The sequence below is a fragment of the Pedobacter metabolipauper genome, assembly GCF_004362715.1.
Taxonomy (GTDB): Bacteria; Bacteroidota; Bacteroidia; order Sphingobacteriales; family Sphingobacteriaceae; genus Pedobacter; species Pedobacter metabolipauper.
The window spans coordinates 103,294-115,567 of record NZ_SNYC01000006.1; the positions used below are offsets into that span (position 1 = coordinate 103,294).

Below are 12,274 nucleotides of genomic sequence, written 5' to 3' on the forward strand. Positions count from 1 at the left end.
ATCTGGAAACTGTTCTTATCATTAAATATACGACAAGTATCATCTGCTTATCACAGCAACAAAACAGGAAGCAGACGCTGATTAAAGACCATTCATTTCGTTAATATTTGATTTAAGGCCTCATTTTTGTTGAAATACTACTTTTCAAATGCCTTAATTTAATCTATGGATACTTTTACTACGATTGCCATTCTCTTTACAATTAGTTCATTTATTGCCTATATCAATCATCGATTTGTTAAACTTCCCGGAACTATCGGGATTATGGTGGTTTCTATAGTGCTGTCTCTATTCATTCTTATTGCAGGGAAATCATTACCTGAAGTGAATCGTTTTATTAAAGAACTTACTTCCAGTATAGACTTTACGAAAGCACTGCTGGACATCATGCTGGCCTTCCTGCTATTTGCAAGTGCCCTGCATTTTGATGTAGAAAAGTTAAAGGCGCAAAAGTTGCCTGTACTGATATTAAGCACGGTTGGTGTTATTGGTTCTACGATCATATTCGGATTTTTATTTTTCTGGACACTGCCTTTATTTGGTATTGATGTACCCATACTATACTGCTTACTTTTTGGTGCCCTGATCTCTCCCACTGATCCCGTCGCTGTTCTTTCCGTTCTTAAAAAATCAAAGATTCCAAAGTCGCTGGAAACTATTATTGGTGGCGAATCACTTTTTAATGATGGGGTAGGTATCCTGCTTTTTGTTACGCTGCGCGAACTTACAGAGAATACAGAAACAGCGTTCTCCTGGTCGCATTCCGCTCAATTATTTGCGATTGAAGTTTTTGGAGGCATCGCATTGGGCGTTGCTTTTGGCTGGATTTGTATACAGCTGATAAAAAAAGCCGACGAACTGCAAACTATTTTAATGATGACCATTTCCCTGGTGATGTTAATTTCTGTTATTGGATCATTACTGCATGTTTCCATTCCATTGGCTGCAGTTAGTGCCGGATTGATGCTGAGCAATATGAAATTAGGTGAAACCCCTGAAGCCGTACGCCTTAAAGACCTGGTTGACCGGATTTGGGGCCTAATTGATGATCTGTTAAATACCATTCTATTTGTACTGATTGGATTACAGATTGTAATCATCACTTTTTACAGTGCATATTGGCTAATTAGCCTTCTGGCTATCGTGTTTGTTCTGGTTGCACGTGCAATAAGCATTACACTTCCCTCTATTCTGCTGGCGCGTACGCTTGAACTACCCTATAAGCGTATCGGTATTATCATATGGGCTGGTTTAAGAGGTGGCATATCCGTTGCACTGGCATTGTCACTTCCTGAGTCTGAATTTAAACCGATGATCGTTTCGGTAAGCTACGTTATTGTGATCTTCTCCATTATTGTTCAGGGCCTGACCTTAAATAAGGTGGTAAACAAACTGGTAGATTAATAAAGCTTTAGCAGCCTAACGAATTATTATGCAGGACATAGAATTAAACCGGTAACCGGTTCAGTTCTATGTCATCTGGTGTAACAAAGATCAACGGAACTTTTTCTACATCTACATAGCTTGAATCCAGCCCGAAACTACGTTCTTCGGATAGACTGAGCTTCTTGAGGATAAAGTAATAATCCATGATGGTACGCTCATAAAAGCTCAGTTTAGAAAATTTAGAAAGGTGTTTTTCTAATAGCACAAACCTAAAATCTCCCGCAATTTTATGCTTATTTAATGAGGTATACTGACTTGTAATATCTACTTCTCCATTTTTAACCAGTTCTTCGATCACTTTCCGGTAAAGCAAGTTAACACGTTGCTCTACCCTGAAACCCAGTTTAAAGTCAATTCGGATCAGTTTGCCAGGAATCAGAAACTCTACTTTGTAATCTCTTGTATAAGGTTCATCGACTACATCTACATGCACCAGCCAGTACACATCGGCGCGTTTGGGTTCTTTCTGAATGATGGAATAGATGATCTTTGATTCTATCTCTGTTTTGAAGTTGGCACTGGTTAGGTAAACCAGTTGTGATGAATATTTAGGCACAGAGATGTCACTGCTCAATTCATTGATGATTTGAAAGTAATCTTCTATCTCGACATATTTTACAAACCTGTTCTTTATTTTCCTCGCCACATACCAGCTCCACATGATGGTAAACAGGAACGAACCGATTAACACGGTTACCCATCCCCCGTGGAAGAATTTAGCCATATTACCAACCAGGAAGGTAAGTTCAATAACGCCATAAACTACTAAAAAGAGCAGGATGACGTAATAAGGAACCTTTTTCCGCTTCATGTAAGCTGCAATTAATATGGTCGTTGCTAAAAAGGTTAAATTTATAGCCAACCCGTATGCACCTTCCATTGCTCCTGAACTTTTAAAGATCAATACAATGCTGATACAACCGGCCCATAGGATCCAGTTGATAGATGGCACATAGATCTGTCCTTTTTGATTGCTCGGATAATTGATCCGTACTTTAGGCCAAAGATTTAAGCGTACAGCTTCAGAAATTAAGGTAAAGGAACCTGTGATCATGGCCTGACTGGCGATTACCGCAGCACAGGTAGCCAATGCAACCATAAACAACAAATACTGAGGCGGTACGATCTCGAAGAATGGATTTAGTGAAGTATTATAATTACCGTGTTTTAATGCCCATACGCCCTGACCAAGGTAATTGAGTATGAGCATAACTTTCACAAAGATCCAGCTGATGCGGATATTCTTACGCCCGCAGTGTCCCATATCTGAATACAGGGCCTCTGCTCCGGTGGTACATAGAAATACTCCACCTAGTATTAATAAAGCCATTGGATTATTTACAATGAGCTTAAACGCATAGTAGGGATTTAAGGCATGAAGGATGCTAAGATCCTGAACAACAAACAACAAGCCCAATAATCCAAGGGTTCCGAACCACAAAAACATGACCGGGCCAAATAATTTACCAACCAGGTCAGTTCCAAACTGCTGTATAATAAACAATAGTGTAATAATTGCCAAAACAATGGGAATGACACTTACGGCCGGAAATTTCATCTGTAATCCTTCTATGGCTGAGGTTACCGTAATGCTGGGGGTAATGATTCCATCTGCAAGTAATGCACAGCCTCCAATAACGGCCGGAACAACCAGCCATTTTGCATTTTTGCGAACTAAAGAGTATAAAGAAAAAATTCCTCCTTCACCTTTATTGTCTGCTTTAAGCGTAACTACTACATATTTTAGAGTTGTTTGTAGTGTTAAAGTCCAGATGATACAAGATAAAGCACCTAAGACCAGGTCTGAATTAACAGATTGTCCGCCGACTACAACAGAATTGAAAATTGCTTTAAGTGTATATAAGGGGGAGGTACCAATATCGCCGTAAACAATACCTAAACTGACCAATAAACCGCCTGCACTCAGCGTATTTAAATTTTTATGACTCGACACAATGCTATTAATTAGGCGGTAAAACTACTCAAAAACGGATTAGAATCGCATATTATTTTATTTCCCGCGGTTCATCAAACGTCATAACTTGTTAAATATTGTTAAAAAATTAATAATTGAACAAATTCATTGATTTTTTTGTTTTATTATTTATATTTTTGACATTACCAATATGAGTGTAAAGCTACCAAAAGTATTTCTGTTAAGATTCTTCTGCATCCTGTGCTTAGGTGTTTTTAGCGTGATGCAGGTTTTTGCTCAGAAGCCTGATTCTTCGATCAGCAGTATCCGCTCGAAAAAGATCAATAAAACACCCCAGATCAAGGCAAGTGTACCTACATACAGACCGAAATATAACAATGGCTTTATCCAGTACAATGATGTGATTGCCAATACCAAACTGAGCACTCCTGTATCTATTAAGCCTGAAAAGATCCTTACCGTTTTAAAAGTTTATCCAAATCCGGTAGATAACCAGATCAACGTCATTGTTAGACTGGAACGTGAATCAAATTTCTCGGTTAAGATTATGGACCTTTTGGGAAATGAAGTACTTACCCTTTCTAATGAACGTATAGCTGCTGGTGAACAGACCAAGAACTATAATATTCCGAACCGCTTAAATGCAGGTATTTATTTTCTTAAAATAGTTGCCGCTTCAGAAACTGTTGTGAAACGTATCTCCGTTTTATAACATAATTCATACTTTAGCGTTTAAAACAAAACTATTCTGAATGAAGATCATTGCAATTGGACGCAACTATGCAGCACATGCCAAAGAACTTAACAATCCAATACCCGGCAATCCGGTTATTTTTTTAAAGCCAGATACCGCTGTACTTAAAGACAATAAACCCTTTTACATTCCTGATTTTTCGTCTGACATTCATTATGAACTTGAAGTAGTGCTGAAGGTCTGTAAAGAAGGGAAACATATTTCTGAGAAATTTGCCTCCAATTATTACGATGAAGTTGGACTGGGAATAGACTTTACTGCGCGCGACATACAAAGCATTCATAAAGAAAAAGGTTTACCCTGGGAACTTGCCAAAGCTTTTGACAACTCTGCGGCGATTAGTACTTTTATTCCTAAATCAAGCATTGAAGACCTTTACAATCTGCAATTCGAGTTAAAGATCAATGGTGAATCCAAACAAAATGGAAATACCAGCAACATGCTTTTCTCTTATGAAAAAATCATTGCCTTCGTATCTCAATACATCACCTTAAAAAAAGGGGATTTGATTTTTACCGGTACCCCTGAAGGTGTTGGACAAGTTAAACCAGGAGACAAGCTGGAAGCCTGGCTGGCCGGAGCGCAGTTGCTTAATTTTGAAATAAAATAGTTTTTAATGATTGTAAAAAAATTCTTAGCCCTTGCATTGCTGGGTTTTTGCTCTTTATATGCACAGGGCCAGCAAGTATTTAGCGACAATAAATATCCGCTTGTAGACTTCCGCTCCCCTTTAGATATTGTTCCCCCTGCCCTTGCCGGTTCTTTTGGAGAGTTAAGGGCCAATCATTTTCATTCCGGAATGGATTACCGTACCAATCAGCGTACCGGCTATCCTGTTTATGCAATTGCAGATGGATATATTGCGAGGCTACGCGTACAAAACAGCGGCTTTGGCCTGGCTTTATACATTAACCATCCAAATGGATACACCTCTGTTTATGGTCACTTATCCCGCTTTAACCCTAAGATTGGACAGCAGGTTAAATCCATACAGTATCAAAAAAAATCATATGAGATTGATGAGTTCCCCAATGCAGCACTTATCCCTGTTCGCAAAGGAGACATCATTGCCTATACGGGTAATACCGGAAGCTCCGGCGGTCCGCATTTACATTTTGAGATCAGGGATACAAAAATCGAAGCGACCATTAATCCACAGTTATTTGGGTTGGAGGTACCAGATAACATACCTCCTGTTTTGTATTCCATGTACGTTTACCGCTTAAATAAGAAACCATTTAACGAGTTTACACCCAAACAATATTTTCAATTGAGCGGAGGATCAGGCAGCTACCGCCTAAACCAGGTAAGCACGATAAATTTAAGCGGAGAAGTTGGGTTTGGCCTTGTTGCCACAGATAAGCACAACGGTGCATCCGGAATAAACGGTGTATATTCTATCGAACTTGAGCTGGATGGGAAACCCGTTTTTACGTCTGCACTGGAACGGTTTATGTTTGAAAACAGCAAGGCGATCAATTCTCACATTGATTACCCAACTTACCTGAAGACCAAAACAAGCATTCAAAAAAGCTTTGTAGACCCCGGTAACCCGTTATCTATTTACAGCAACCTGGTTAATAATGGACGCATTGAATTTAACGATGGTAAATTACACCAGTTAAAATATACAATAACAGATGGAAAAGGCAATAAAAGCACGCTTTCATTCAATGTGCAGGCAAATGCCAAGGCTACTATTGATACTCCTGAACCCACTCCCGGAAATTTATATTCTTATGCAAATTTAAATGAGTTTAATGCCGCTAATGTAAAAGTGATCATGCCCAAAGGGACGTTATATAACGATTTAAATTTTACCTATAAATTACTTCCGCGCCCATCTGTAAATGCATTTTCGCAGGTACACCAAATTCACAATAACCTGACCCCGCTGCACACTGGTTTTGAGATCTGGATTAAAGCAGACAGTACCTTAAACAAGTTTAAAGAAAAAGCACTGATTGTTAATACCGGCAGATCTTCTCAGGGTGGTTACTTCGAAAACGGATATGTAAAGGCTAAACCACGTAACTTTGGTTCTTATTTTATTGCGATAGACACCATACCTCCAGCCATCATTCCTGTTAACATCAGCAACGGCAAGAGCATGGCTGGGATTGGTAAAATGTCATTCAAGATCAGAGACAACCTTTCAGGCATAAAGAGCTTTAATGGCTATATAGATGGCAAATGGATCTTAATGGAGTTTGATACAAAAACAGCTTCACTATGGCATACCTTTGATGAGATCTCTGCTGGAAAACATACACTGGAAGTAATTGTTACTGACATGAAAGACAACAGCAAGAACTATTCAATTACCTTTTATAAATAGAATATGAGTGAACTAAAAGAGGGCCAGGCGGCTCCGGATTTCAACGCGAAAGACCAGGATGGAAATACAGTTTCTTTAGGTCAGTTTACAGGCAAAAAAGTTGTTCTTTATTTTTACCCTAAAGACGACACACCCGGATGCACCGCAGAAGCATGTGATTTCAGAGACAACTACCAGGGCTTAACGGCTAAAGGTATTGTGGTTTTGGGCGTAAGTGTAGACGACGAGAAGTCGCATCAAAAATTTGTGACTAAACACAGCCTTCCATTTACATTATTAGCAGATACCGATAAAAAAATTGTAGAAGCATATGGTGTTTGGGGAGAGAAGAACATGTATGGCAAAAAGTATATGGGTACGAACCGGACTACATTTATAATTGATGAGGAAGGCAAAATTTCACATATCATTAAAAAGGTAGATACTAAAAATTCAACTGCCCAGGTATTGGAACTGCTTACTTAACCACAAGCAGCTGGATCTTTTCATACAACTCGCATGGATGAAAAGGTTTAGAGATATAGGCATCCATTCCTAGTGCCATGCACTTCTCAAAATCACCTTTTACGGTGTGGGCGGTCATGGCAACTATTGGAATATTTTTCTTATAGGACCTCATCTTCCTGATATTCTCGGTCGTTTCATAGCCATCCATTTCTGGCATTTGAAGATCCATAAGCATGATATCAAAATCTTCTTCTTTATATTTTCGCAGCGCAACTTTTCCATTCTCGGCAACAGAAGTCTCATACCCATGTTTCTTCAGCAGCTTTAGAACAAGCATTTGATTGATCACATTGTCTTCAATAACCAATACCCTTATTCCCTTTCCTGATCCAACACCTGTATTTGGTGCTGATGTGCCCATGATGCCTTGTTTTAAAAAGGGCAAACGGAATCTAAACTCTGCACCCCTATCAGGTGCGCTGGTTACCCAAATATTACCCCGCTGTAAGGTAATCAAGTGCTTTACGATACTTAGACCTATCCCGGTGCCTCCAAATTTCCGTTTCATGCCGTTTGTGGCCTGCTCAAAAATATTAAAGATGCGGTCTTGTTTTTCAAGCGGAATTCCAATGCCTGTATCTTTCACCCTAAATTCAATTAGGGCTTCTTCAGGTCCGTCAGAAATTAATATCGCTGTAATGTTGATACTTCCATGTGTAGTAAATTTCAATGAATTTGAAGCTAACGTTAACAGGATTTGAGTAAGTCGGCCCGAATCCCCATAAACAACCTTAGGTATAGCATGATCAATCTCCGCACTGATTTCCAGTTGTTTCTGCGTTGCTTCTGCACCTATGCTCTTAATAACAGACCCAATTAATTCTGTTGTATTAAAAGCTTGTTTAATAAAGTTGATCTTTCCGGTTTCAATGGTGGAGAAGTCCAGGATATCATTCAATGTCATTAAAAGATGATCACCAGATTTGATCATCATCTGAATGCACTCCAATTGCTCTTTATTAACGGGAGAATCATGCAGGTACCGTGCAAAACCTAAAATGGCATTCATTGGTGTACGCATCTCATGACTCATATTGATCAGGAAATCCTGCTTTGCCTTTTCAGAATATTCGGCCCTTTCTTTCTGCTTTAGCATATTATCTTCTGCAAGCCGCAGATCATGGATGTTCTTTTCAAGGGTGTTGGTCATTTCATTAAATGCATTGGCCACTTTACCGATCTCATCCTTAGAGTATACTTGTACGCGTGTTTTTAGTTCTCCGTTCCGGATCAGGTCGGCACCACGTATGATTGCATACACTCCTTTTTTAAGGTTCCTGTTGATGGAGATGGCGATCAGAATACTGGTGATCCCAATGGTTAAGGATAAGGCCAGTACAATGCGCAGAACCATTTGTTCGAGCCATCTTGCTCCTTCACCAAGTGAGTAAGAAAAATTATCTTCCAGTACAGTCAGCTTTCTATTGATCAAATCGATCTTTGTTAAAAGCAGATCGATCTGTTTACCATTCCCGTCATTTTGAACAAGGATGTGAAGTTCTGCGCCGATTTTTATTAATTCCTGTAATGCTGGTTCTGCTTCTGCCCAGGCTACAAATGCTTTTTTGAGGTAATAGATGTTATGGAATCTTCTAAGCAGCTTAATCATTCCATCAATATCATCCGGATGATTCTTTCCTTCCAATAGCTTTTTTCGCGCTAGTGCATAATCCGGGCTGGGCTTTTCGAGTTCAATTCTTGCGGCCTTATCTCCAAGCGGGACCTTTAACAGTTCTGTAAATTTAGCATAATCTGCTTCGTCATGAGAATATGCATAGGTCCGTAATTTAAGCAGTGCATCTTTTTGCGCTTTAGACCATAAACCTTCTCCGCCGACATACGATCTTACCGCGGATAGCGTTGTTATAGAAAACCAAAGGGTACACAATTCTATGGTTACTAATAAAGCGGTAAATCCTATAGTGAAATATAGCTTTTTAGAAATCGACGTATCATTAAGTTTCCTATAGAGAGTTGATATGGCCATATAGGATAAAAGTATGCTTTTAACCTATAATTAGAAACTCTCAAAGCTGTTCATTCTGTTCAAATACGCATGGTTTTTGAACACTTGGCGTTCATTCTTTACATCGTCATTTGGCTTTGCCCATTACCTTCATGACCCGGTTTTAATTTTGTGCCCGGACACTGCATAATACCAGATAAACAGGTAACAGGGAACCATGATCCAATAAGCCTGCTGTGAATCAACAGTATCTGCCATGTACCCATACAGCAATGGCAGTAAGGCACCTCCGGAAATGCCCATGATGAGCAATGACGACCCCGTTTTTGTAAAACGTCCTAAACCGGTTATTGCCAGCGGCCATATTGCCGGCCACATGAGCGAATTGGCAAGACCCAGTAAGGAGATCATCAGAACAGACACATATCCTTCTGTAAGAATTGCTGCAATGGATAAAAGCACGCCTAATATTGCCGAAACTTTTAATGCAGATTGCTGTGTAATATATTTAGGAATGCAAACAATACCTGCTACATAGCCAATGATCATACTGACCAGCGTGTACGTAGCGAAATATTTAGCGGATGATAGCTCAATTCCCTGTGAAGAAGCGTAACTAATTACCGTATCTGCCGCCATTACCTCTACCCCAACATATAAGAATAACGCAAATGCGCCCAAAAGCAAATGCGGAAACTGCATAATGCTCGTTTTATTACTGTTTGCTAAAGCTACTGCTTCATCTTCTTCTTCGGTATTTATTTCTGGCAGACCAGAAAACCAGATCAGAACAGAAAGAACAATAAGCACCCCAATGATGGCCACATAGGGAAGAATTACTTTATGTGCCAGTGCATCCAGTTCCATTGCCTTTTCTGCTGCATTCATTCCTGCAATCTTTACAATCAACGCATCTGCATCCTTTAAGGTTACAGCCCCCAATAAGATTGGGGCACTTGCACCTGCAACCTTATTAAAGATGCCCATAATACTAATCCGCTTTGCTGCAGTTTCTATAGGCCCTAAAATGGTAATATATGGATTTGATGCCGTTTGCAGAATAGCCAGGCCAGTTCCCTGAACAAAAAGACCAAGCAGGAATAAAACATAAGTACGGCTTAAAGCTGCCGGGATGAATAAGGCTGCCCCAATGGCCATTATTACCAATCCAACGGCCATCCCATTTTTAAACCCCGTATTTTTAAGTACCCATGCTGAGGGCAGTGCCATCACAAAATAAGCGATATAAAATGCAAATGCAACCAGGTAAGACTCAAAATTAGTTAACTCACATGCAATCTTCAAATATGGGATTAGTACTGAGTTTAACCAGGTTACAAAGCCGAAAACAAAAAAAAGCGAGCATATAATATATATTGGACTAATTAATTTTTTGTCATTCATGATGTTTCTTGGTTTTTTGAGGATTTGGAGCCTAAATGTAGAAATAAACTGCACAATTTTATCTAAGTTTGTGTTATTAATCAACAACCCAGTTTAATGAAACATACAATTAAAGAATTAGAAGATATCGCTTTTCAAGTAAGAAGGGATATTGTAAGAATGGTGCATGGCTGCCAATCAGGTCATCCTGGTGGATCATTGGGATGTGCAGACTTTATGACGGCATTGTATTTTGAGGTTATGAACCACTCTGCTGATTTTACGATGGAAGGAAAAGGGGAAGACTTATTTTTTCTTTCTAACGGACATATATCACCGGTTTTCTATAGTGTACTTGCAAGATCTGGTTATTTTGACCTCAGCGAACTGGCAACTTTCAGAAAATTAAATTCAAGATTACAAGGCCACCCAACTACACATGAAGGTTTACCAGGAATCCGGATTGCTTCGGGATCATTGGGACAGGGAATGTCTGTTGCCATTGGAGCGGCTCTTGGTAAAAAATTAAATAAAGATACTTCTACGGTCTACTCTTTACACGGAGACGGCGAATTACAGGAAGGTCAGAACTGGGAAGCCATCATGTTCGCACCTTTCAACAAGGTAGACAACCTGATCTCTTCTATTGATTATAACGGACAGCAAATTGACGGCCCTACAGAAAAGGTACTTTCATTAGAAAACCTTCAGGCTAAGTTTGAAGCTTTCGGATGGCACGTGATCAATTCTGATGGTAATGATATGGACTCTATTGTTAAAGCATTACATTATGCCAAATCATTAACAGGAAAAGGTAAACCAATCTTAAATCTAATGAGCACTCAGATGGGCAGCGGTGTAGATTTCATGGTGGGATCGCACAAATGGCATGGTGTTGCTCCAAATGATGAGCAGCTTAAAACTGCCCTGGATCAATTAACCAGTACCCTAAAAGATTATTAAGCATGAAGAAGTATACATACACTGAAAAAAAAGATACCCGCTCTGGTTTCGGAGCAGGATTACTGGAAGCCGGAAAAAATAATCCCGAAGTGGTAGCACTTTGTGCAGATCTTGTAGGCTCTTTAAAAATGGAAGCCTTTATTAAAGAATTTCCTGAACGCTTTTTCCAGATCGGTATTGCTGAAGCCAATATGATCGGTATTGCTGCTGGTTTGACCATTAACGGGAAAATTCCTTTTACAGGAACTTTCGCCAACTTCTCTACCGGCAGGGTTTACGATCAAATTCGTCAATCTGTAGCTTACTCTGATAAGAATGTGAAAATTTGTGCGTCGCATGCTGGCTTAACACTAGGGGAAGACGGTGCAACCCACCAGATCCTGGAAGATATAGGTTTAATGAAAATGCTTCCTGGCATGACCGTAATCAACACCTGTGATTACAACCAGACTAAAGCTGCCACTATTGCAATTGCTGAGCACCACGGACCAGTTTATCTGCGCTTTGGCCGCCCTGTGATCCCTGTATTTACAGATCCTGATCAAAAATTTGAGATCGGTAAAGCATGGATGGTAAACGAAGGTACTGATGTTACGATCATTGCAACCGGACACATGGTATGGAAAGCCATTGAAGCTGGCGAAAAGCTTGCTGAACTGGGTATTGATGCAGAGATCATTAACATTCACACCATTAAGCCACTGGATGAAGAAGCAATTCTTAAATCTGTTAAGAAAACCGGCTGTGTGGTTACCTGCGAAGAGCACAATAAATTTGGCGGATTGGGTGAAAGTGTAGCCAGATTACTATCTACAGAATTCCCTGCCCCACAAGAATTTGTTGCCGTAAATGATAGCTTTGGAGAAAGCGGAACTCCTGACCAGTTGATGACCAAATACGGACTGGACAGCATTAACATCATTGAAGCAGCACAAAAAGTGCTTAAAAGAGCAAAAAAATAATTATTCCATTTAGAAGATT

At 39.7% G+C, this 12,274-nt stretch carries 10 protein-coding genes; 7 read left to right on the plus strand and 3 right to left on the minus strand.

All coding sequences use genetic code 11. The annotated features are described in order from the left end of the window. Positions 1 to 165 precede the first annotated feature (165 nt). Entirely contained in the window at positions 166 to 1,404 is a 1,239-nt protein-coding gene (locus ATK78_RS17140) for a cation:proton antiporter (protein ID WP_133577373.1), read from the plus strand. A gap of 43 nt (positions 1,405 to 1,447) precedes the next feature. Here the strand turns inward: ATK78_RS17140 and ATK78_RS17145 are convergent, their stop codons facing one another. Then, positions 1,448 to 3,400, minus strand: coding sequence for a KUP/HAK/KT family potassium transporter (locus tag ATK78_RS17145; protein ID WP_133577374.1), 1,953 nt, complete (start codon positions 3,398 to 3,400; stop codon positions 1,448 to 1,450). A 172-nt stretch (positions 3,401 to 3,572) separates the two neighbouring features. Here ATK78_RS17145 and ATK78_RS17150 point away from each other — a divergent pair, with 172 nt between their 5' ends. The 4 genes from ATK78_RS17150 to bcp are packed head-to-tail and all read left to right on the plus strand — an operon-like array spanning position 3,573 to position 6,939. Then, positions 3,573 to 4,094: a T9SS type A sorting domain-containing protein gene (locus ATK78_RS17150; protein WP_243732562.1), complete on the plus strand. Its 522-nt coding sequence runs from the start codon at positions 3,573 to 3,575 to the stop codon at positions 4,092 to 4,094. Between the two features lie 40 nt (positions 4,095 to 4,134). Continuing rightward, the gene (locus ATK78_RS17155) at positions 4,135 to 4,746 is read left to right on the plus strand and encodes a fumarylacetoacetate hydrolase family protein (protein ID WP_133577375.1); all 612 of its coding nucleotides are present in this window, start codon (positions 4,135 to 4,137) and stop codon (positions 4,744 to 4,746) included. Positions 4,747 to 4,752: 6 nt separating this feature from the next. Further along, a complete protein-coding gene (locus ATK78_RS17160; RefSeq protein WP_133577376.1) occupies positions 4,753 to 6,474 on the plus strand; it encodes a M23 family metallopeptidase in 1,722 nt (573 codons plus the stop codon). Between the two features lie 3 nt (positions 6,475 to 6,477). Next, a complete protein-coding gene (bcp, locus tag ATK78_RS17165) occupies positions 6,478 to 6,939 on the plus strand; it encodes a thioredoxin-dependent thiol peroxidase (RefSeq protein WP_133577377.1) in 462 nt (153 codons plus the stop codon). Here the strand turns inward: bcp and ATK78_RS17170 are convergent. After that, a complete protein-coding gene (locus tag ATK78_RS17170) occupies positions 6,932 to 8,968 on the minus strand; it encodes a response regulator (RefSeq protein ID WP_133577378.1) in 2,037 nt (678 codons plus the stop codon). The genes bcp and ATK78_RS17170 overlap by 8 nt on opposite strands. Positions 8,969 to 9,097: 129 nt before the next feature. Beyond that, positions 9,098 to 10,351, minus strand: a complete 1,254-nt coding sequence (locus tag ATK78_RS17175) for a sugar MFS transporter (RefSeq protein WP_133577379.1) — start codon at positions 10,349 to 10,351, stop codon at positions 9,098 to 9,100. A 75-nt stretch (positions 10,352 to 10,426) separates the two neighbouring features. Here ATK78_RS17175 and ATK78_RS17180 point away from each other — a divergent pair, with 75 nt between their 5' ends. Both ATK78_RS17180 and ATK78_RS17185 read left to right on the plus strand, forming a co-directional pair. After that, positions 10,427 to 11,293, plus strand: a complete 867-nt coding sequence (locus tag ATK78_RS17180; protein WP_262712177.1) for a transketolase — start codon at positions 10,427 to 10,429, stop codon at positions 11,291 to 11,293. A 2-nt stretch (positions 11,294 to 11,295) separates the two neighbouring features. Then, a complete protein-coding gene (locus ATK78_RS17185) occupies positions 11,296 to 12,255 on the plus strand; it encodes a transketolase family protein (RefSeq protein WP_133577381.1) in 960 nt (319 codons plus the stop codon). Positions 12,256 to 12,274 lie beyond the last annotated feature (19 nt).

Bases quoted from the DNA above. Each gene is read 5' to 3' on its own strand.
- ATK78_RS17170 (WP_133577378.1), bottom strand. From the start codon at position 8,968: ATGGCCATATCAACTCTCTATAGGAAACTTAATGATACGTCGATTTCT.
- ATK78_RS17155 (WP_133577375.1), top strand. From the start codon at position 4,135: ATGAAGATCATTGCAATTGGACGCAACTATGCAGCACATGCCAAAGAA.
- bcp (WP_133577377.1), top strand. From the start codon at position 6,478: ATGAGTGAACTAAAAGAGGGCCAGGCGGCTCCGGATTTCAACGCGAAA.
- ATK78_RS17160 (WP_133577376.1), top strand. From the start codon at position 4,753: ATGATTGTAAAAAAATTCTTAGCCCTTGCATTGCTGGGTTTTTGCTCT.
- ATK78_RS17175 (WP_133577379.1), bottom strand. From the start codon at position 10,351: ATGAATGACAAAAAATTAATTAGTCCAATATATATTATATGCTCGCTT.
- ATK78_RS17185 (WP_133577381.1), top strand. From the start codon at position 11,296: ATGAAGAAGTATACATACACTGAAAAAAAAGATACCCGCTCTGGTTTC.
- ATK78_RS17140 (WP_133577373.1), top strand. From the start codon at position 166: ATGGATACTTTTACTACGATTGCCATTCTCTTTACAATTAGTTCATTT.
- ATK78_RS17150 (WP_243732562.1), top strand. From the start codon at position 3,573: ATGAGTGTAAAGCTACCAAAAGTATTTCTGTTAAGATTCTTCTGCATC.